Here is a 20,884-nt window from a genome sequence, read left to right on the forward strand (position 1 = left end):
AGGTCCATTTTATGGAAAAAGAAAAACCCTCGAAGATTATCCAATTTTTTGGCGGTAAAACATCGTATTACCTTATCGGGCTGGTTATTTTAAGTTCTCTAGCCATCTATTTATTGAATACTGTTTCCTTTATTTTTAGACCGATCGTGGTCATCATTACGACAGTTCTGCCGCCGATGGTCTTCGCATTATTGCTTTATTATTTACTGAATCCCGTGGTCAACTTCTTGAGTAAAAAGGGGCTTTCCCGTACCCTCAGCATTGTGCTTACGTATGTGGTGATTTTTGGTTTGCTTTTCTTTGGAGGTGCGAGACTCGTACCTGTCATCCAAGATCAGGCACAGGACTTAATAAAACAATTTCCTAAATATGTCGATGATTTTCAAAACGGGATTAAGAATATTTTGGATACGACACCCTTTGCGGCATCCTCAGGTGAAGCTCTGGATTCCATTGATAAGCTAGCGAAGGAAGCATTAAATTATTTAGGCAGTAATTGGCAAGACGGAGCGAAAGGCTTAGGAACAATTTTCTCAGCGGTCTCTAGTACCGCTATCACCTTATTTACCGGGCCGATCATTGCGTTCTTTCTTATTCAAAGTCCCCACAAGCTCTATCGTGCGGTCATTGATATGATTCCGCCTCGCTTTAGAAAAGACAGCCAGTCCCTAATCAAGATCGCGAATCAACAATTAGGCGCCTTTTTGAAAGGTCAAGTCATCGCTTCATTGCTCTTAGGCTTAATTTATTGGGTGGTCTTCTTATTGCTGGGGTTGCAGTATGCCACAGTTATCGCCCTTGCCGCAGGAATCTTAAGCATCATTCCGTATATCGGATCGTTTTTGGCTTTCTTACCCGGGTTGTTCATCGCTTTTCAGGATTCAACTTTCATGGTGGTCAAATTCGTCATCGCCTGGTTTGTTGTCCAGCTTCTCCATGGAGACCTGGTTGTTCCTCGAGTGATGGGAGACAAATTAAAGATTCATCCCATTACGATCTTAGTGGTCTTATTGGTGATGGGAGATCTCTTAGGGCTAGTCGGTGTAATCTTCGGAATTCCGATCTATTCTATGATCAAATTATTGGTTGTTTTCATCTTCCGAAAATTCAAGCAACGCTACAACAAGTATTTTTCTGACGAAGGCGCTTATCGCAATACCGGCTTTTCAGAAGATGATTATCTATAAAAAAAGGAGCTGTATCCGCCTGGATACAGCTCCTTTTGACTATAATTTTTATAAGTAAATCGAGAAAAACATCAGCATCGCGCCCAGCATCACGAATAGATGCCAAACCACATGCATGTACCGACGATTCTTCATACTGTAAAAGACAGAACCAACGGTATAAGCAACTCCGCCACCGACCAACAATAGCAGCCCCTTCAGACCGACGCTTTGGTACAGACTTGGCAAAGCAATGACGACTGCCCACCCCATCACATTGTAGATGATCGTAGAAAGCTTCGATACGGACTTCACTTTGCTTAATGTCATGCTCTTATAGACAATCCCAACAATCGCCGCTAACCAAATTACACTCAACAGTGCGATCCCGATCGCTCCTTTAATATACAACAAACAATAAGGCGTGTATGTCCCCGCGATCAACAGGTAGATCGAACAATGATCAAATACCTGAAAGACTTTCTTTGCTTTAGTAAAGATCAAGCTGTGATACAGGGTCGATGCTAAGAATAGCATCAACAGCGAAACGCCATAAACAATAAATGATACATAATGCAACCCGCTATCGGCCTTCTTCAGCAAAAAAACAAACCCAACAATACTCAACACCACGCCAATCCCATGCGTAACTGCATTTAACACTTCATTTGTGATTAGATATTTCCTGCTAAATTGTGTATCCATTTCATTGTCACCTCGAATGATTTATTAAAGACACTATATCATAGTTAACGAAATAATTCAAACTAGTTTTTAAAACTAGATGATGGATTATCCTAGTAGAATTCCTTGCTTAACAAGCTTGTAGCCGAACACTAGCTCGTCTCCAACGAAAATTTCCGCCTCTTTTTCCTCATTCAAAATGGTGATCAAGTGACTCAAGGTCAATAATTGATCCGCTTGTTTGCTCAAAATGATGGCATCATTCTCTACCTCCACAGTTAAATGATTGGTCTGTTTTTCTCCATCATTCACAAATACGTATCTATAGGAAGACAATTTTTTCATTTCCCCTGCCGCATCGACTTGAATCGCCGTTAATAAATCCTTGGCCTTCAACATGTTCACCTCGCATCTTTACATTCTCCTTTATTATAGCAAAAAGAAAACGGTGAATCGGGTTGAAAAGCTTCCCCATTCACCGCTAGATTTTAACTTCGATCCAAGCTCTTTGCTATCGTATTTCCCAAGGATTGAACGATTTGCACCAAGACAATCAATAAAATAATAGTCGTGTACATCACCCCCGGCTCATTTCGTAAAAAGCCGTATTGGTAAGCGATACTGCCTAGCCCTCCTGCACCGACTAAGCCGGCCATCGCCGTCGCGCCAATCAAACCAATCATCGCAATCGTTAAGCCGCGGATAATCCCGCCTCGTGCTTCTCTCAGCAGCACACTGCGAATAATATGGAAATGGCTAATCCCCATCGCCTGATAGGCTTCGATCACCCCGCTGTCCACCTCCAGCAAGGAGGTCTCAACCAATCGGGCCAAATACGGTGCTGTATAGATAATCAACGGCAACAGCACGCCTTGAACTCCGATCGTTGTCCCCATAATCAGCTTGGTTAATGGTAAAATCAAAAATAAAAGAATAATAAAGGGCAAAGAACGCAAAACATTGATCACACTATTCAAAATCGAATACAAAGGAAGATTGCTGTTCAGTCCTCCTGGTCGAGCAATTACTAACAGTACACCTAATGGGATTCCAATAATAATTGAAAGTGCAAGGGCTACACAGACCATTACAAGCGTTTGTCCTAATCCTTCAACGACCACATTTCCCCATTGGCTCCAAAACTCACTCATTAAACAACCTCCTCAATCAAGACACCTTGGCTTCTGATATACTCCTTCGCCAGATGAAAGTCTGTCTCTGTTCCACCGTCAAATTGAACCAAGAGTTGACCATGACGCTTTTCCTTCAAATAGCCGATATTGCCGCTTAGAATATTGGGACTCAACTGAAAATCCTTCGCGACCCGTGCTAAAACTGGCTCTGTGGCTTCTTCTCCGATAAATTGCAGCTGGACAAGTCGTCCACTCCCCTTATAGCTGGCTAAAACCTCTTCTGGGACGTTGTAGCCCTCATTGGCACCGATAAACCGTTTTGTCGTTTCCTCTTTCGGACGGGTGAATAGATCGATCACAGGACCTGCTTCGACGATCCTGCCATCCTCCATTACCGCCACACGATCACAGATTCGTTGAACCACATCAATTTCATGGGTAATTAGAAATATCGTGATCCCCAGCTCCTGATTGATCTTCGTCAGCAAAGCCAAGATGGATTCCGTTGTTTCTGGATCTAGGGCGCTCGTCGCCTCATCTGATAGTAAAATCTCCGGTTCATGAGCCAACGCTCGAGCAATCGCCACCCGTTGCCGCTGCCCGCCTGACAACTGTGCAGGATAATTATCCTTACGATCTGTCAACCCAACCAAGTCCAAGTATTTTGCTACCCGTTCCGTGATAACCTCTTTGGGGACCCCCTCCAGCTTTAAGGGTTTCGCGATATTCTCATAAACCGTTGCCGTAGACAGTAAGTTATACCCCTGAAAAATCATGCCGATCTTCCGTCTAGTTAACAATAATTCTTTTTTGTTTAGTTCTCGTAAATTCTGCCCATTAATCAGAATATCCCCTGTCGTAGGCGGTTCTAAAAAGTTGATCATGCGGATTAGAGTAGATTTTCCGGCACCTGAATACCCGACTACTCCAAAGATTTCCCCTTTTTCAATGGTTAGATCAACGTCCTTCACCGCTTCGATGCGGCGCTTTTTTTGCTGATAAACCTTTGATACCTGCTTAAGCTCGATCATATGAATCCTCCCTATAATTAAAACGCTGGAACAACAGAACCTTTGAATTTTTCTTCGATGAATTTCTTTGTTTCATCCGATTGATAATACTTTTTGATTTCTTTTACGATTTTGTCGTCTTTGTTTTCTGTCCGCACGGCAAACACATTGTAATTCGGATTGTCCTCTAATGGTTCATGATAGATCGCATCCTCATTGATGGTCAGCCCAGCACCAAAGGCGAAGTTTGTATTGATTGCTGCAGCGGCCAACTCATTTAACTGTGAAGGAATTTGAGAAGCCTCCAGCTCAACGATTTCGATATCTTTCGGATTTTCTGCGATATCATTCTTTGTCGCCTTTACTTCAACGCCGTCCTTCAGCTTCAAGACCCCTGCTTCTTCTAAAAGCTTCAATGCACGGTATTCATTGGTTGGGTCATTAGGTACACCCACTTTATCTCCTTTTTGAAGTTTACTTAAATTAGAAAGTTTTTTAGAGTAAACCCCTAATGGGAAAGCCACTGTTTTAAAGGCTGTTTCAATTTTATAATCCTTGTCCTTCACCTGCTGCTCCAAGAAGGACAGTGTTTGATAGCTGTTACCATCCAAATCGCCGTCATTTAGTGCTGTATTCGGCGTATTGTAATCATCGAAGCTCTTAACTTTGATCTCGATGCCGTCCTTTTTCGCTTGTTTCGCAACCTCTTCCAAAATTTCCTGGTGTGGTCCCGAAGTCACGCCGATCGTTACCTTCTTTTCATCTAACGGCTGTGCTTCCCCTTTCGCCCCGCAGCCAGCCAACACACCACTCACTGCCAATGCTGCTATTCCTAATAAAATCCCTCTACCTAATTTTTTCATCTTCATTTTCCTCCTACTTTGATGTCCTGTTTTTCATTCAATAAGCTAATGAGCAAAGAAAAAAGCCCGTCCGCTTCCACACACTATGTGCTGGAAAAGGACGAGCTAACTCGCGATACCACCTTCATTTGCAACAGCCTCACAACTATTGCCTCAACAAGTACAACCATACTTGAGCGTTGTTAACGAGCGCTGCCCCGTCATTGCCTACTTATCGACAATGCCATTCAGAGACCATTTTCTAAATCCTTCCACATATCCGCTCCCACCTACTCGGACTCTCTTTGATGTTTTGTGATTTATACTTTTCTCTTCATCACGTTTCTTCATTTAGCAAATTGTTAAATCGTATCTTACACGTTCCCATAACCGTTGTCAATACTTTTTATCATCAAAAACACAGTTGACTTTAATTTTAACAAGGAATAAACTAGTTGAAATCTCACCGTTTTTTATTTTATATCAGTGAAATTCAGACATGCTTTATGGAAAAAGCGGATTCTGATAACATATAAGGAGTTGAATTCAATGGACATCACTACTGAAGTACGACCAGGCGCTAATCGCTACGCCTGCGGAGAAGGCCTTTTGCAGGATTTACCCAGCTATTTAGCTGGATTTAAGAAAATTTCCGTTATTACAGGGGAAAAATCCTCTAACGCATTCAAGAAATACTATCGCAAAGAGCTCCACTACCCTACTTATCGCTACGACGGCAGCTCAAGCCACGAAAATGCTGTTGAACTAGCGAATAAAATTGGACAAGCAGAACTGATTTTAGCTATTGGTGCCGGCCGTGTGATTGACACAGCAAAGATGACCGCAGAAGAACTAAACGCGGAGCTGATGGTCATTCCCACTTTAATCTCAAATTGTGCCCCTTTTACACCCATTGTCGCGGTTTATCACCCAAATCGTACCTTTAAGGCAATGGGCTTCATGAAGCGCGCACCATTTCTAACTTTGGTGGATTCAAAATTTCTTTTGGCAACACCCAAGGACTATTTTGTTGCTGGTATTGGCGATACGTTAGCTAAATGGTATGAAATTGAAGGAATCACTCGAAATCTGGAAGAGGATAAAAAGTCTGCTTACGTTCGCTTAGGAATCGCCAGTGCTAAAGCGATTCAGGAGCTTCTACTAGCAGATGCTGTCCCAGCGATTAATGACCTTGAGCATCGGAAAGCAACGCCTGCTTTCAGCCGTGTGACAGACACTATCATTGGGTTAGCTGGAGAAACGGGAGGGTTTGCTGCCTCATTCGGACGTTCAGCTGGCGCTCATGCTATCCATGATGGCCTGTCCTATCTTGAAAGCACTCATGAACAGCTTCATGGGATGAAGGTTGCTTATGGTATCCTTGTTCAATTGGCTCATACGAACAATTTAGACGAGATCCAAAAGTTGAAGGCTTTTTATCAAGAAACAGGACTTCCTCTGAAATTAAAAGAGTTAAACGTCCTGAACACTTCTAAAGAAGCATTGGAACCTGTCATTAATCACGCCGCCTCCACTAATGAAACATTTAATATGGTTGACCCTAAAATCACAGCCGATCAGATCTACGAAGCGATTCAAATCGTTGAATCCTTATAAAGTTTACTTTTTAACCAATGAGGTTTACCTCATTGGTTTTTTTGTGGTCTACCTTAATTTAAACAATTAATGTTTACCTTAATAAAAATCTATCATATAAACGAAGTTAACCGTATATAAGCCTTTTAAATCAATACTTTATTTGTAGTTTACTTTATAAAGATACATGAACTAGTAAATATAAGGTTTACTACATTCGCTTTATATAAAGTATACTTTTAATAATTAAAGTACACCTTAATAGTTGGCAAAAATCATATCAATTAAAGTTTACTACATTTACTACAATTTAACGTTTACTGTATTTCATTTCGCTGTATCTCTTTTATTTTCAGTATTTATTTTAAGGTTTACTACATTTATTTGAAAGAATAGATAAAAGTTTACTGTATTTAAAGTTATAGAAGTATACTTTTATTAGACACATTTAAGTATACTTTAAATAATTAAAAGTATACTTAAATTCGTTTTTTATAAGGTAAACCTTTTATATAAATTTAAAGTTTACTCTTTATTCAAGGTTTACCTTATTGATTTTAATTTAAGTTTACTTTTTAGTCTAATAAAGGTTTACTCTTAGAAGAGCCAATAATATAAGTTTACCTTAATCAGATAGATTTTTTTAAGGTAAACCTATTTATATATGGTTTACCTTTTATTCATATTTTGCAGTAAACCTTTAAAGTTTGAGGTTTACTTTTTTAATAATTACTCAATTTAAAGTATACCTTGTTTTCTTATAAGGTATACTATTTAATTATTTAAGTTTACCTTTTACTAATATAAATGCCTATTTAACAGTATTATACGTACAATAAAGTAGACTTTTTAATTAATACAGTTTACTATAAATAAAATATGGGTAAACTCAATTTTATTATAGAGTAAACTTTATCTATATTTAAGTAAACTCTAATTTATTATTTCAAGTATACTTTATAAGGAAATTTAAAGTATACTTTATTTAGAGAAAAAACAGTTTACTTTAATTTATTTAATTTTTATAGTTTACCTTATTTAGAACAATTGTAGTAAACCTTATTGATATTTGGAAGTCTTTATAGTAAACTTTAATAGAGAAATTATGATTGGAGACTTTTTATGCCAAAAAAAGCTGAAACCTATGTAGTAGGAAATTTTAAAGGGGGCGTCGGTAAATCAACGACTGTTCAGATGCTCTCATTCGAGAGTGCCTTTCGTAAGGATCGAAAAACATTAGTTATCGACTTAGACCCTCAAGGGAATACAAGTGATGTATTATCTCTAACTGCAGAAAATTTCGGAAATGATACATTACCTGATGAATTCGATGCAACCATCTGGGAGGCTGTTCGAACTGGAGATATAAAATCTTCTATTTATCAAATTATGCCAAATTTAGATTTAATCCCAGCAAACATTTCCTTTTCTGATTTTCCAGATTATATGATCGAGAAGTATCCTGGTGACAAATTGTCTCAATTTAAATATATGGAAGACTTGATTGAACCACTTAAGAATATCTATGATGTGATCTATATCGATGTCCCGCCAACTATCAGTACCTATTCGAATGCCGCTATGTATGTAGCAGAGTATGTTATCGTTATTTTGCAAACTCAGGTAAAATCCTTAAAAGGGGCACAAAACTACATCGATTATATGAATTTCTTCATTGAACAATACGATACAGACTTAGAAGTTGTAGGCATCGTTCCATTTATGATGCAAAAACGGGATTCTGTTGACCAAGAGATCTATACCGCAGCAAGGGAAATCTACGGTGCCCATCTTTTAGACACTGTTGTTTTAAATCAGAGCCGTTTGAAACGCTACGATGGGTCCGGAATTACCTATGAAATCAACAAAAACGGCAAAGTTGAGCAATGGGACAAGCGCGCACACGAAGTTTTCGTTAATATTTTGGACGAAATTGATGAACATCGCCTCATATTAAGCGGTGAAGAGTAGGGGAGACGTTAAATGGCGAAAAAAATGAAGCTCGATTCGCTTTTAACGGCGAATAAAAAGAATAAAGGCATTGAAAAAATGTCTGAGTATTCCAATCAAGATAAAGAGGAAAAGAAACCCAGCTCTCAAGACCTCTTAGCAAATAGAACCTTAAGTCCTGAAACTGATTTTCGTCGCACTTCTTTTCGTGAAGAATCTCGACATTTAAATGAAAGAACGATTACTCATGAACCGGCCCCTCAGCAGCATGAAACAGAGGTCGGGAAGAGAGGACGTAAGCGTCAATACTATGATCCGCGCTTAAAAGCCTTAGAAATGCAGAAAATCTCAGCCCGTACAAAGATTCGTATGCAGAATTTGATCAACGCCAAGTTTGATGGCTATACACCTGATAAAATGATTGACTTCTTATATGACTATTATCTTGAAAAGGGACTATCAAGAGATGACCGAAACTTCTTAAATCAGCTCGAAGAAGCCTCTATGGAGGAGTATAAAGAGAAGCCGAAATACCAGAAGTTATTCAAAGAATTAGAAAACGATGAGAAATAGCCGTAAAAAAAGTAAACCGCAATGCATGTTTTATTCTGCATTATGGTTTACTTTTTTTAAAGTTATCTGTTATTTAAGTTTACCCTTATTATTGTTTGTACATTTTAAAAGTTTACTTTTAAAAACTTTCCTTCCACAATTTATAAGTTGTGGATAACTAAAGAAGCCCTTATCCACATTACTTTTTATCCACATTCTTACTTGAGAACAAGAGAACGATTACTTTAATTGAAGTTTACCAAAAATACTTTTATATCATTTAATAAAGTAAACCCAAATTGTTTTTATCTCGATATTATAGTAAACCTCAAATGCTTTTATAAACATAATAAAAGTTTACTCTAAAAAAAGATGGTTGGGAATCGCTTTACAACAGGCTTTCAATCAATTATTCTATACATGTAGAAAAAAACGAAAAAAAGAGTTTAAAGATTTGGCGATCTTTAAACTCAAAGGTTTGAGCTAATTTTGGCGAATTAGCCTGTCACATTTAGATAAACTTATAAGGGTTAGAAAAATTGGTGTTTGCCTAACCTTTATTAAGTATACCATATTTTGGTTACTTTCTCAATCAGATATCTTGTGACAGTAAGCATTCCTTTAAAACTTTCGTAACAACTTTGAGAGTGAACTAAGGAGGTTTTTTTGTCATGTCCACAAATTTAGATAACATCATGACCGCCGCAAACTTACCCAACGGCAATTATATTCCAATTGATTTAAACTTAATCAACAATCCACAATATAAAACTCTTTCCATTGAAGCCATGATGCTTCATGCTTTGTACACCATGCGTATGACATGTAGTATTTATCATGCAGAAAAAGATGGTAGCTGGCTTGATGAAGCCGGGCATCCATACATTTATTTTTCCAATGAAGAAGCTGCAACATTATTACGCGTTTCTGAACGGAAAGTCACAAATTTGAAGAATAGCCTAATTGACGCTGGTTTAATCCAGGTTCTTCGACATGGACTTAAAAATTATCGTATCTATGTCGCAAATCCTAAAGCACCAGATAAAAATGTTGTTGTACAGTTGTCCTTCAAAAATTATACAAGTACTAAATCCTTGGCTCCTGTGGAAAACAAAGAAGGAGGAATTAAAGAGGAATTATCCACTGTGGATAGAGAAGCAGAATCTGCGTCCTCGAACACGCAAAATTTGCTTACAAGTACACAAAAACATTTAGCAAAACAAACCACAAGTGCAACAAAAGTAACACGCAACGCGACAAAAAATACCCAAACTTCTCAAGAGGATAGCCTCATAGAAGGGCTAAGTGCGCGCTATGCACATTTATTGCCGCAACAGGCGTTTAATCGATTCTTGCCGTTTTGCAAAGGCAATTATCAAAAGGCACGTTGGTTTGTTGACACGATTTTTAAGGCGAAATATGCAAGTACGCAGCAATATATCAACGCTGGACTCCCTGCTGAAGCAGAAGTGCTAACCTTTGAACACAATGAGTATTTTAAATCAGATATCAGTGACGCGATTGCGAAAGCATTAGAGCAAATGTATCGCTTTAAGACAGTGAAAAATCCTGAAGGCTTCTTCTTTGCATTCATGAAGGGCTTCTTTACGGAAAAGACACGCCAATACTTAGTCGATCATTATCAATTAACACCAGAACTGCAACAAACGCTTTCATTTGTGCAATTGACGATTCAGCAAAAAAATACGCGACAAAAGCCTGTAAAATCACAAAAAGTCGCTAAAAAAGTCTCCTAAGAACCCAAACCTTTGTTATAATGTAGCGGAGTCTATCTAGAGAAAGGTTAAATTTTTTATGAATAAGTTTAAACTAGCATTTTTTGGCTACAGCGGATTTTTAGGGATTGCTGTTGGAGTCATTGTGGCTTTATTTATGGGGCTGACGGAGCTGGGAAATCAAATGATATGGCAGATCTTGCCTAAAGCGATTGGCGATCCGCGATTTTATCCCTTGATTGTCTGTACTATCGGGGGCGTTGCAATCGGTTTTTTTGTTAAACATTTCGGCCGTTACCCTCGGACGCTGGAAGAATCTTTTGAAGAATTTCAGGAGACGAAGCGAATAGATTATCACGATGGAAAGCTGATAAGGAATCTTTTAGGTTCCTTGATTGTCTTATTCTTTGGTGCAAGCTTAGGACCAGAGGCTGCACTAGTCGCGTTACTTGGCGGCTTAATTACCTACGTTGCTGATCGAAGAAAAATTGCTGAAGATCAGCGATCTGATCTGATTGAGTTTGGTGTCGGAACTTCGCTGGGTGTTATCTTTATGACCCCGCTGTTTGGTGTCGGGCGTTCAGTGGAACGGGACGATTGGCAAGTTGTTACGGAAAGTAAACTACAGAAATACGTTTTGTATATTTTTACTACCTTTACTGGTTTTATTGGATATCTTTTAACGTATAGTATTTTTCCTAATCAAGAGCAGGTTTTTGCGATTCGACGAATGGAGAGTAGTTTTACTTGGCAAGGCTTATTACTGGTTATCCCAATGATTCTCTTAGGCGCTTTGTTTGGAAAATTTTTCTTAGTTTTGCGGGAACGAGGGGAGAAATTGAATCAACGAATTCGAAATCCTCTACCTTTAGCTATTTTTGCCGGCATTCTCTTAGGTTTGTTGGGGACGATTTCTCCGTATTTTCTATTTTCTGGTGAGCATAATTTATTGTCTTTTACTCGTCAAGCAGAGACAATGAACTTTTTCCTTTTACTATTGATTGGCTTCGGTAAAGTGGCCATCACAATGATTTGTTTGGCTTGTAACTGGCGCGGCGGGACCATTTTTCCAATGATTTTTGCTAGTATCGCGACAGGATTAGCGTTTGCGAATCTGCTTCCATACTCACCTGGATTATTGGTGGCTGTTTTTACAGCGAGTGCCTGTGCGGTGATTTTGAAGCAGCCTCTAGCAACCGCGTGTCTATTTTTACTGTTGTTCCCAGTGGAGCTGTTCTTATGGATTTGGTTGGCCGGATATTTAGGCAATCTATTTTTACAGCGGGTTCCTTTTTTCCACGAGGAACAGACCATCAAAGCCTTCAAACTTCCTGAACTACCGAAACGGACGAAAAAACCATCGGTAAAAAATGAGGAAAAGACGCGGGATGTTTCGGAACTAAGAAAAGCAGCAGATCGTAAAAAAGCTGAAAAAGCAGATCTGCAGCCGCGTGTGACGGAGCCAAAACGAGAGATTTTAGCACGGAAAGAAGCCAAAAGACCGCGTGAGCCGAAAAAGGAAACACCCGTTAAAACAGACAAAACGACTTCTGATACACCAATGACTCGAATGAGTCGTCATCGTCGTAAGTAAAATCAGCAACAATTGATCCGTGGATCAATTGTTGCTGATTTTTTGTATTTTTTACGGAAAGTTTTTAAGGCTCAATGAGATTGAAATAGCTATCGACGGTGTTGATTTCAAACACTGAATGCCATTCTTCCAGCTCTTTTATCGGTTTATTCAGCAGTTGATCCATAAATGCCATTCTTTTCCCGTGGAAAAGAGGCGTGTCATTCTTCCAATGGCTTGAGTGAACTGGATAATAGGTTAAAATTCCTTGCCAATAATCCAGATGATAGCAAGAAGTGTATTGTTGATACATGCCTTCTTCAAATGTCCAATCATCTTCAAAAAGAACGACTCCGGATAGCTGTTTTTCTGTAGAGATAGTCAATAAACTAAGGTAATTCAGCAGCATTTCACCTGTAAGATGACTAATGATATCTTGTGAACTATTTGCATAGGAATCGGGATCTTTTGACGCACCATTAGCTAGCTCAAGGGCACCAGATAAATATTCATTACGCCAAGTTCCGGATTCTGCCTGATACCCTAGCTGAGTAAGTGCTTTTTTACATAAAAGGCGTGCTTCTTGGTTACTTGGATCGGAAAACACGATGAGATTAGTAACCTTCGCTACCCAACGATACTTTCCATTTTGATAATCGATGGCTGCATTCTCTAAAATATTCGCAGCGCCACCCATATAGCGAACGAAATTTTGTGCCTCCTCAATAGGTGGCAATGGATCGAGATTGACGGGATTAGAATCATACCAGCCCATGTATTTTTGATAGACAGCTTTGCTATTGTGACTCAGCGTTCCATAATAAGGACGTAAATACCATTTTTCCGTTAAGGATTTTGGTAAGTGAATCTGCTGTTCAACTTCATTGATTGTATAGCCTTTATTGATAGCGCATAAGGTCTGATCATGGATTCCTTTGTATAGTCGTGCTTGTGAAATGAGATAATCACTAATGGTATTGGAGTCTTCATAGGCATATCGTGGCCAAGTATGGGCGTGGAATAATACCTTCGCACGGTCACCGAATAGATGATTGGCCTCTAATAGATATTTTGACCAAGCGTTTGCATCACGAACTTGTGCTCCTCTTAGAGTATATAAATTATGCATGGTACAGGTACAATTTTCTGCCATCCAAAGTGCTTCATACTGGGGAAGAAATGTATTCATTTCTGCTGGGGCTTCTGTACCAGGAGTTAATTGAAAGACTAATTCTAACGCATCTATCGTGAGGGTTTCATTTTTAGTAATTTCTTTTGTCGGCAGTTCAAAGCTGACGGTCCCTAATGATTGTCCTTGTCCAATTCCGATGGATAGTGCCCCTGTAGCGTTCCTCTCAAGAAAGGTTCCATATTGATAGCCAGCTCTTCTGCCCATTGCTTTACCAACCATCAGATTCTCCGAGATGGCCGCCTCAGTAAATCCTGCTGGTGCCAAAATTGGGATCGTTGGATCTAATTTAAAATCAGGAAACAACCCGCGGATGCCACCAAAATGATCGACATGTGAATGGCTGATGATAATACAGGCAATATGGTCATCCACTGTTGGATAATGATTGTTTTCGAACCAATGATTGGCAAATTCAATCGCTGCTCTAGAACATTCAATGCTCATCAAGGTATCAAAAACCAACCAAGTATTCTTGGGAGATAGTACCAGTGTTAAATTAGCCATATCGAATCCGCGAAGTTGAAAAATTTTGTCGGTTACTTGAAATAAGCCTGTCTGGTGATTGCAGCGGGCGTTTTCCCATAAGCTTGGATTTGCTGAATCTGGACAATCTTTTTCTAAAAAGTCATATGCTTTTTGGCTCCAAATAATTTTGTCGTCTTGTTTAATTTCAAGCTTATCAAAAGCGGCAACACAATTTTGTTGGGCTAATGCCAATTCAGAATTGCTATCAAAAGGTAACGTATCCATCATCTGTTGGTTCTTTTGACAAGTACAGCGACTTGCTTTTTCCATAATTTTTTCCTCCTCGGTAGTAATAAACAGCAGCATCCAATAATATAGTAAGCGTTTTCTCAAAAGTGTGTCAAATTCCTGCTGAATCCTAGATGTTTGCAAAACTTATTTTTGAAAGCGTTGACCAAACTTCTGCTGACTGCTACTCTATTCATTAGAAGGCTAGAACTTCAAAACAGAAAGGAACGTGTGACAATGTTAAACGAAGCAAAGATTCGTGCGTATTTGGAAAAAGAGAAACTGGATGCTTTTTTTATTGCCAAAAGAGTAAATGTTCGTTTCACTAGCGGCTGGACAGGAGACGATTCATTTATTTTGCTCACACAAGAGGGACAATACTTTTTGACAGATCCGCGCTATACTGAACAAGCGGACATTGAAGTACCAGAGTATGAAATCATCAACTGGCGCTTGCCGGGACGGACTGTCGGAGACACTGTGGCCCGTTTGGCTAGTGAGAAAAACTTAAAAACGATCGCTTTCGAAGCGGATTATCTAACCTATGATATGTATTCTGATTTTACATCGAAAACAACAGCTGAGTTCGTACAAGCTGGCGGTGTGATTGATCGTATGCGTGCAATTAAGTCTCCGCAAGAGATTCAATATATGCGCAACGCTTGTGAAATTTCTTGTCGGGCTTTTAATCGAATTTTGGATGACATCCGAGTTGGGGTCACTGAAAAAGATTTAGCAGCTAGACTATCGATGTACATGGTACAAGAAGGCGCGGACACTCAGCCTTATGGAAATATTTTGATTTCTGGAGCGAATACGTCGTTATTACATGGGATCCCATCAAAAAAATCAATTGAATATGGCGATTTTGTCTTAATGGATTTTGGCTGTCAATATGAAGGCTATATGTCTGATATGACACGCACCGTTGTTGTCGGAAAAGCTACGGATAAGCAACGGGAAGTGTATGAATTAGAAAAACAAAGCTTGGAAGCAGCGGAAGCGGTAATGAAGAACGGAGCAGCAGTAAAAGATATTTATCAAGCCTCATTGAAACCGCTGGAAGGAACCGAATATCCGCAATATACTTATCGAAACATCGGACACAGTATTGGTCTGTTCGTACATGAACTACCATACATTGATGAACAATATGATGATGTTTTAGAAACAGGTATGGTGATGACGATCGAACCGGGAATCTATATTCCAGATTGGGGCGGTGTACGGATTGAGGACCAAGTTTTAATTACGGATGACGGCTATGAAAATATGATTAGTATTTCTCATGATTTGATTGAATTATAAGCGTGGGATAAGCTATACTAAGACGACGACGGCAGGAGCTGTCGTCGTTTTTTCACACTTAATTATTAAAAAATGACCGTTAGAGGCTGTATAAATTTACGGATTTTTTCGTTTGAAAAGGAGGGAAGCCCGATGAATGAACGGGAAGCGTTTGATTTCGTCTATGATATTGGCGAAACATTATTGAAAAATGGTGCGGAAATTAAACGGATCGAGACGACCATTCGTCATATTGCAGAGGCTTTAGAGTTGAAAGAGTTTGATAGCTTTGTATTGATCAATGGTATTTTTATGACGGCGCGGTTAAAAGATGCGACTGTTCAAGCCCGTGTTCGGGATATCCCAATTTCACCGATCAATTTAGGGCGAATCGAACAGATTAATACCTTGTCACGAAGATTGACCGAAAAGCGTTTAAGTCCAGAAGATGCCAATGAATGGTTGCAGGAAATCAAGCATGAATCCTTTGCTTCGAATCCTTTAAAAATTTTTGCTTATGCATTTGGCAGTGCCAGCTTTTGTTTTATTTTTGGCGGAAGTCTATGGGATACAATCGGCGCGCTCTTTTTAGGTGTATTATTGGCTTGTTTTTCAATGTATTTATTACCGAAGTTTAATATGTCAGATATTATTTCTACTATCACGAGCAGTGCGTTCGTTAGTATTTTGGCTTGTTTATTCGTTCATTTTATACCTGTGCTGCAGCTGACGAGTCTTATTACCGGCGGAATTATTTCTCTTTTGCCAGGAGTTGCTGTGGTGAATGGTATTCGGTACTTGTTTGATGGGGATTATAGCTCGGGCTGGGGGCAAATGATTTATGCTTTAATTACAGCTCTTTGTGTCTCTGTAGGTGTTGGACTGGTCTTACGTGTTTTTAGTTTTCTATGATGGGAAAAAAAAGAAATGATCATCCAATAAAAATTGAATTCGTCATTTTACCATAGTGATGGGAAGGAGTGCAGCCAATGATAAATGGCTTGTTTCAAATCTTAGCAGGTTTTTTAGGAACGATTTCTTTTGCGATCTTATTTGAGGTTCCACGTTGTTACTACGTTCATTGCGGTGTTATCGGTGCTTGCGGCTGGTTCATTTATTTGTTTATCATGCATTTTTTTGTAGCGCCAGTAGCGGCGACGTTCATTGCTTCGTTAGTATTGATCTATCTTTCAAGAGAAGCGTCATTTGCATTAAAAGCTCCAGTCACGATTTTCTTGATTTGCGGAATTTTCTGTCTCGTCCCTGGGATGGGTATCTATAATTTTACTTATAATTTTTTTATTGGTGATTCCATCAAAGCGGCTCAAATTGGTGTCCAAGTTTTAAAAATTGCGATCGCAATCGCTGTAGGTATTACAGCGGGATATGAATTATCGCCCAAATTTTTCTACTCATATCACAAAATGCAAAAGAATAAAAATTCATTGTCGTGAATAAATGATAGAAACAGTTCTTATAGACAGTTTTGTTGTATAACAGAACTGTTTTTTTATTTGTATTTAAATATTAAAAATACAATGATTTGCTTTTAAGATGTTATTGTTCTGCCCATTTTTTTAATAAAAAAACAAAATCATGAGAAAGAGATAAGGCGCAAAATTACTCGAGAAATAATACAACTAGGCTCATTTATTTTTCTAAATATTCTAAATAAGCGCTGATTTTGAAAAAAAGTTTTAAGAATCGTTTAAATAAGCGAAAAGATATAGTAAACTAGTGGAAGCGGATACGAATATTTAAGTTTAAATTTTTTCTCAGAAATACTTGAAATCCCAATGATTTTATGGTTATTTTAAAACTAGTGATAGGTGAATAGTTGAACAATTTTTTATTGCTAATTCCAGGCTGTTGCATAGCAGTTCGATTCCGCGAAAAGATGATTATTAACAGCTACGTGAAAACAGAGCTGTTTTTAATAATGCCAGCAGGCAAACAATATCAATAAAAGGAGTGAAACATTTTGAAAGAACGTCGCGTTGAAAGAGTAATTGAAAAAATGAAAGAACAAGGTTATGGCCAACTGTTAGTTTCAGATCCAACAACTATTTTCTATCTAACTGGTCGCTGGATTCATCCTGGTGAACGGTTGTTAGTATTAGTGATTACTCCAGAGAACAAGAACACATTGATCGTTAACAAATTATTCCCAATCGAAGAAGACTTGGGCGTGGAAAAAGTATTTATTGATGATACCGACGACGCTGTGAAGAAAGTGCTTGAGTATGTTGATACTGACCAAAAAATTGGTGTAGATAAGAATTGGCCTGCCCATTTCTTATTACGTTTGTTAGAACTTGTTCCAGATGCCAAATTAGGTAACGGATCAGAAGTAACTGACGCAGTTCGTGCTGTTAAAGACGAAGAAGAAAAACAATTGATGCGTGATGCGCAAGCAGATAACGAGATCGCGATTGATCGTTTGAAAAAGCTATTGCCGGAAGAATTGACTGAAGCTGAAATGGCTGACAAATTAGGCAAAATCTACAAAGAATTAGGCAATACAGGCTTCTCATTTGACCCAATCGTAGGGTATGGGGCAAATGCGGCTGATCCTCATCATGAAACAGATGATTCAAAAGTGAAACCTGGTGATTCTGTCATTCTAGATATCGGGGGAATCAAGAATTCTTATGCCTCTGACATGACTCGGACGTTCTTCTACAAAGAAGTCTCTGATAAAGGTCGTGAGGTCTATGAAATCGTAAAAGAAGCTGCACAACGTGCCATTGATTTAGTAAAACCAGGCGTGAAATTGTCTGATATTGATGCAGCTGCCCGTGACTATATCACTGAAAAAGGCTATGGCGAATACTTCACACATCGTCTAGGTCATTTCATCGGAATCGATTGCCATGAAGCGGGCGATGTTTCAGGAGCAAACGATAACGTCGCTGAAGTCGGCAATGTCTTCTCGATTGAACCAGGAATCTATATTCCAGGCGAAGTGGGCGTACGTATCGAAGATTTAGTCATCGTTACAGAAGACGGCTGTGAAAACTTGAATCATTATCCTAAAGACTTAGAAGTAATCGGTTAGGAGGCCGCGCAACGTATGAAAATCGAAGAAGGCTATATGCCATATCTAGGGCATAAAACTTATTACCGAATTGTTGGTGAACAATCAGGCAATAAGAAACCATTGATTGTCATGCACGGCGGACCCGGATCAACCCATAACTATTTTGAAGTCCTTGATGAAATGGCGGTCGATGGCCGCCAGATCATCATGTATGATCAATTAGGTTGCGGAAAATCTGCGGTTCCTTCACAGCCAGAGCTTTGGACGGCTGAAACATGGGTCAATGAGCTGATTGCTTTACGGGAACACTTGGGTCTTGATGAAGTTCATTTATTGGGACAATCTTGGGGCGGAATGTTGGAAATCATTTATGTTTGCGATTACGCACCGAAGGGGATTAAGAGTATGGTCCTTTCTAGTACGTTACCTTCTGCAAAGCTGTGGGCGCAAGAACAACATCGAATGATCAAATTCATGTCGGAAGAAGATCAAGCAGCAATCGCAAAAGCCGAAGAAACTGGCGTATACGATGATCCTGCTTATCTAGCTGCCAATGACCGTTTCATGGTACGCCACGCGGCGCCAGTATTCACCAAAGAGGATCCAGAACCATTGTGGCGCGAAAAAGTCGCAGGTACAGAAAGCTATGTTACGGCTTGGGGTCCAAACGAATACTCGCCGGAAGGAACATTGCAGGGATATGATTACACAGAAAAATTACGTGATGTCACTATCCCGACACTTGTTACTAGCGGCACAAACGATTTGTGTACACCTTTAGTAGCGAAAACGATGTATGACGCGATTCCAGGAGCAAAATGGGAGCTGTTTGCTTACAGCAGACATATGCCTTTTGTTGAAGAACGTGAGAAATACATGAAACTGTTAGCGGAATGGTTAGCAGCAAACGAATAATTTTTAAAAGAGAGAAGGAATGATAGTGGAAACAACTCCAGTAAAATCAAAAAAACCTTTTGGGTTTTATGTCTGTGCGTTAGGATTTACATTTGAACGTATGGCCTTTTACACAGCGAAATATATGTTGGCGATTTGGATCGCAACTACTGCTGCATCTGGTGGTTTAGGAATGACTAGTGCACAAGGTGTACAAATTTCAGCTTGGTTTGTTGCTGCAACATATATTACACCAACGATTGGTGGACTTATCGCCGATTACTGGGTAAGCCCAAGACTTTGTGTGGCTGCCGGAATGATTATGATGGGTATTGGCTACATGTTAGCTTGGCAAGCGAGTTCAATGGGCATGGTGTGGCTGATGATTATCCTAGTTGCGCTCGGTACAGGTTTGTTTAAAGGAAATCTGTCTGGTGTAAACGCCTTGCTGTTCAGCGATGAAAAAGAATTGAACGAAGCATTCTCTATTCAGTACTCATTTGTAAATATTGGTTCATTTATGGGAACAACGTTCTTAACCCTATTGATTCCAGGCTTCGGTTTTAATTTTGTGTTCATGATTTGTGGTGTATTATTACTTATTGATGCAGCTTGGTTTATCTTTAATAGCCGTTCGTTAGGTGAAGCGGGTAAAAAGCCATTTAAAGTTGACCAACGTCAATACGAATCAGCAGGTAAAAAAGAAGAGGGTGCTGACACCAAGCTTACTTCTGGTGATAAAAAGCGTCTTGTAGCTATTTTCCTTGTTACTATGTTCTCTGTTGTTTTTTGGACTGTTTGGTATTTAGCTTATATGCCAGCTTACTTCTACTTTGGTTGGGGTGATGGTGCAGGATTCTTGAATCGCGCGAACTGGGTGATTGGAAACTTCCATGTTCCTACTGCCTATTTTGATTCAATGAATGCATTAACATGTATCATCTTAGGACCTGTCTTGGGTCGTTTATGGACGAAACTGGCTGCTCGTCCTAAAGGTGATATGAGTATGTTTAAGAAAACAGCATTAGGGATGATCTTAGTTGGGGTTTCTTATGTAGTGATGGTATTTGGTGATATCGTTGGAAAAGGAAACGCATCAATTATCTGGTTAGTGATGGTTAGTATCTTAATGTCAGTAGGAGAAATGATCTTCTCGCCTTTAGGAAACTCATTTATCTCTAAATTAGCACCAGCAAAACTAATGGGTTTATTGTTAGGTTTCTGGACAATCGCTGTATTCTTCTCACAAATGATTTATCCAGTGATTTATGCTCTGTTAGAAACAGATGTACCTGGAGATTTCCAAATGGGATATGGGGTTCTAGCAGCAGTCGTTATTGTACTAGGATTAATCCTTTGGTTTGGAAGTAAATCATTAGACAAACTAGAAACAGCCGAATAATTTTTGAATCATTTTTTTAAGCTCTTGCCTTGTAAAGGCAAGAGCTCAGACTGTAGACAAAAGACGTCTCAAAC

18 protein-coding genes and 1 other annotated feature are annotated in these 20,884 nt (G+C 39.2%); of the genes, 12 read left to right on the forward strand and 6 right to left on the reverse strand.

Annotation, left to right across the window (positions count from 1 at the left end):
- The first annotated feature begins 11 nt into the window (after positions 1-11).
- On the forward strand, positions 12-1,187 hold the full coding sequence (locus RV13_RS16660; RefSeq protein ID WP_060789449.1) for an AI-2E family transporter: 1,176 nt from the start codon (positions 12-14) through the stop codon (positions 1,185-1,187).
- A gap of 48 nt (positions 1,188-1,235) precedes the next feature.
- Here RV13_RS16660 and trhA read toward each other — a convergent pair whose 3' ends face one another.
- The 5 genes from trhA to RV13_RS16685 all read right to left on the reverse strand — a co-directional run bounded on the left by trhA (position 1,236) and on the right by RV13_RS16685 (position 4,856).
- Positions 1,236-1,871 carry a PAQR family membrane homeostasis protein TrhA gene (gene trhA, locus RV13_RS16665; RefSeq protein ID WP_060789448.1) on the reverse strand — a complete coding sequence of 212 codons (636 nt, stop codon included), beginning with the start codon at positions 1,869-1,871 and terminating at the stop codon, positions 1,236-1,238.
- 87 nt (positions 1,872-1,958) lie between these two features.
- Positions 1,959-2,249 (reverse strand): hypothetical protein, encoded by a 291-nt coding sequence (locus RV13_RS16670; RefSeq protein WP_245001332.1) that lies wholly within the window; start codon positions 2,247-2,249, stop codon positions 1,959-1,961.
- Positions 2,250-2,338: 89 nt separating this feature from the next.
- Entirely contained in the window at positions 2,339-3,001 is a 663-nt protein-coding gene (locus RV13_RS16675) for a methionine ABC transporter permease (RefSeq protein ID WP_060789447.1), read from the reverse strand.
- Positions 3,001-4,014: a methionine ABC transporter ATP-binding protein gene (locus RV13_RS16680; protein ID WP_060789446.1), complete on the reverse strand. Its 1,014-nt coding sequence runs from the start codon at positions 4,012-4,014 to the stop codon at positions 3,001-3,003. The genes RV13_RS16675 and RV13_RS16680 overlap by 1 nt, the downstream gene beginning before the upstream one ends.
- A gap of 17 nt (positions 4,015-4,031) precedes the next feature.
- The gene (locus tag RV13_RS16685) at positions 4,032-4,856 is read right to left on the reverse strand and encodes a MetQ/NlpA family ABC transporter substrate-binding protein (RefSeq protein WP_028021069.1); all 825 of its coding nucleotides are present in this window, start codon (positions 4,854-4,856) and stop codon (positions 4,032-4,034) included.
- Positions 4,857-4,949: 93 nt separating this feature from the next.
- Positions 4,950-5,182: a binding site (T-box leader), on the reverse strand.
- A gap of 202 nt (positions 5,183-5,384) precedes the next feature.
- Here RV13_RS16685 and RV13_RS16690 point away from each other — a divergent pair.
- From RV13_RS16690 to RV13_RS16710, 5 genes are all read left to right on the forward strand, one after another.
- Positions 5,385-6,452 carry an iron-containing alcohol dehydrogenase family protein gene (locus RV13_RS16690; RefSeq protein ID WP_060789445.1) on the forward strand — a complete coding sequence of 356 codons (1,068 nt, stop codon included), beginning with the start codon at positions 5,385-5,387 and terminating at the stop codon, positions 6,450-6,452.
- A gap of 1,101 nt (positions 6,453-7,553) precedes the next feature.
- Complete coding sequence (locus tag RV13_RS16695; protein WP_010744025.1) at positions 7,554-8,402, forward strand: ParA family protein; 849 nt, start codon at positions 7,554-7,556, stop codon at positions 8,400-8,402.
- Positions 8,403-8,414: 12 nt separating this feature from the next.
- Positions 8,415-8,954, forward strand: a complete 540-nt coding sequence (locus tag RV13_RS16700; protein ID WP_060789444.1) for a hypothetical protein — start codon at positions 8,415-8,417, stop codon at positions 8,952-8,954.
- Between the two features lie 650 nt (positions 8,955-9,604).
- The gene (locus RV13_RS16705) at positions 9,605-10,690 is read left to right on the forward strand and encodes a replication initiator protein A (protein ID WP_060789443.1); all 1,086 of its coding nucleotides are present in this window, start codon (positions 9,605-9,607) and stop codon (positions 10,688-10,690) included.
- Between the two features lie 58 nt (positions 10,691-10,748).
- Complete coding sequence (locus RV13_RS16710) at positions 10,749-12,263, forward strand: chloride channel protein (RefSeq protein WP_060789442.1); 1,515 nt, start codon at positions 10,749-10,751, stop codon at positions 12,261-12,263.
- Positions 12,264-12,327: 64 nt separating this feature from the next.
- Here RV13_RS16710 and RV13_RS16715 read toward each other — a convergent pair whose 3' ends face one another.
- Positions 12,328-14,229, reverse strand: coding sequence for an alkyl/aryl-sulfatase (locus RV13_RS16715; protein WP_060789441.1), 1,902 nt, complete (start codon positions 14,227-14,229; stop codon positions 12,328-12,330).
- A 195-nt stretch (positions 14,230-14,424) separates the two neighbouring features.
- Here RV13_RS16715 and RV13_RS16720 point away from each other — a divergent pair, with 195 nt between their 5' ends.
- The 6 genes from RV13_RS16720 (at position 14,425) to RV13_RS16745 (ending at position 20,810) form a co-directional block, all read left to right on the forward strand.
- Complete coding sequence (locus RV13_RS16720) at positions 14,425-15,495, forward strand: M24 family metallopeptidase (RefSeq protein ID WP_028021064.1); 1,071 nt, start codon at positions 14,425-14,427, stop codon at positions 15,493-15,495.
- A gap of 132 nt (positions 15,496-15,627) precedes the next feature.
- Entirely contained in the window at positions 15,628-16,386 is a 759-nt protein-coding gene (locus RV13_RS16725; protein ID WP_028021063.1) for a threonine/serine exporter family protein, read from the forward strand.
- Positions 16,387-16,463: 77 nt separating this feature from the next.
- Positions 16,464-16,928, forward strand: a complete 465-nt coding sequence (locus tag RV13_RS16730; RefSeq protein ID WP_010744019.1) for a threonine/serine exporter family protein — start codon at positions 16,464-16,466, stop codon at positions 16,926-16,928.
- Positions 16,929-17,455: 527 nt separating this feature from the next.
- Complete coding sequence (locus RV13_RS16735; protein ID WP_060789440.1) at positions 17,456-18,532, forward strand: M24 family metallopeptidase; 1,077 nt, start codon at positions 17,456-17,458, stop codon at positions 18,530-18,532.
- A gap of 15 nt (positions 18,533-18,547) precedes the next feature.
- On the forward strand, positions 18,548-19,429 hold the full coding sequence (gene pepI, locus RV13_RS16740; RefSeq protein WP_060789439.1) for a proline iminopeptidase: 882 nt from the start codon (positions 18,548-18,550) through the stop codon (positions 19,427-19,429).
- 25 nt (positions 19,430-19,454) lie between these two features.
- Positions 19,455-20,810, forward strand: coding sequence for a peptide MFS transporter (locus tag RV13_RS16745; protein WP_060789438.1), 1,356 nt, complete (start codon positions 19,455-19,457; stop codon positions 20,808-20,810).
- Positions 20,811-20,884: the final 74 nt, after the last annotated feature.

It is taken from the genome of Enterococcus raffinosus (assembly GCF_001886185.1).
GTDB lineage: Bacteria > Bacillota > Bacilli > Lactobacillales > Enterococcaceae > Enterococcus_A > Enterococcus_A raffinosus.

Excerpts from the sequence above, each read along its gene's own strand:
- RV13_RS16725 (WP_028021063.1), top strand. The coding sequence starts at position 15,628 with ATGAATGAACGGGAAGCGTTTGATTTCGTCTATGATATTGGCGAAACA.
- trhA (WP_060789448.1), bottom strand. The coding sequence starts at position 1,871 with ATGGATACACAATTTAGCAGGAAATATCTAATCACAAATGAAGTGTTA.
- RV13_RS16730 (WP_010744019.1), top strand. The coding sequence starts at position 16,464 with ATGATAAATGGCTTGTTTCAAATCTTAGCAGGTTTTTTAGGAACGATT.
- RV13_RS16700 (WP_060789444.1), top strand. The coding sequence starts at position 8,415 with ATGGCGAAAAAAATGAAGCTCGATTCGCTTTTAACGGCGAATAAAAAG.
- RV13_RS16715 (WP_060789441.1), bottom strand. The coding sequence starts at position 14,229 with ATGGAAAAAGCAAGTCGCTGTACTTGTCAAAAGAACCAACAGATGATG.
- RV13_RS16680 (WP_060789446.1), bottom strand. The coding sequence starts at position 4,014 with ATGATCGAGCTTAAGCAGGTATCAAAGGTTTATCAGCAAAAAAAGCGC.
- RV13_RS16720 (WP_028021064.1), top strand. The coding sequence starts at position 14,425 with ATGTTAAACGAAGCAAAGATTCGTGCGTATTTGGAAAAAGAGAAACTG.
- RV13_RS16710 (WP_060789442.1), top strand. The coding sequence starts at position 10,749 with ATGAATAAGTTTAAACTAGCATTTTTTGGCTACAGCGGATTTTTAGGG.
- RV13_RS16695 (WP_010744025.1), top strand. The coding sequence starts at position 7,554 with ATGCCAAAAAAAGCTGAAACCTATGTAGTAGGAAATTTTAAAGGGGGC.
- RV13_RS16690 (WP_060789445.1), top strand. The coding sequence starts at position 5,385 with ATGGACATCACTACTGAAGTACGACCAGGCGCTAATCGCTACGCCTGC.
- RV13_RS16675 (WP_060789447.1), bottom strand. The coding sequence starts at position 3,001 with ATGAGTGAGTTTTGGAGCCAATGGGGAAATGTGGTCGTTGAAGGATTA.
- RV13_RS16705 (WP_060789443.1), top strand. The coding sequence starts at position 9,605 with ATGTCCACAAATTTAGATAACATCATGACCGCCGCAAACTTACCCAAC.
- RV13_RS16670 (WP_245001332.1), bottom strand. The coding sequence starts at position 2,249 with ATGTTGAAGGCCAAGGATTTATTAACGGCGATTCAAGTCGATGCGGCA.
- RV13_RS16685 (WP_028021069.1), bottom strand. The coding sequence starts at position 4,856 with ATGAAAAAATTAGGTAGAGGGATTTTATTAGGAATAGCAGCATTGGCA.
- RV13_RS16660 (WP_060789449.1), top strand. The coding sequence starts at position 12 with ATGGAAAAAGAAAAACCCTCGAAGATTATCCAATTTTTTGGCGGTAAA.
- pepI (WP_060789439.1), top strand. The coding sequence starts at position 18,548 with ATGAAAATCGAAGAAGGCTATATGCCATATCTAGGGCATAAAACTTAT.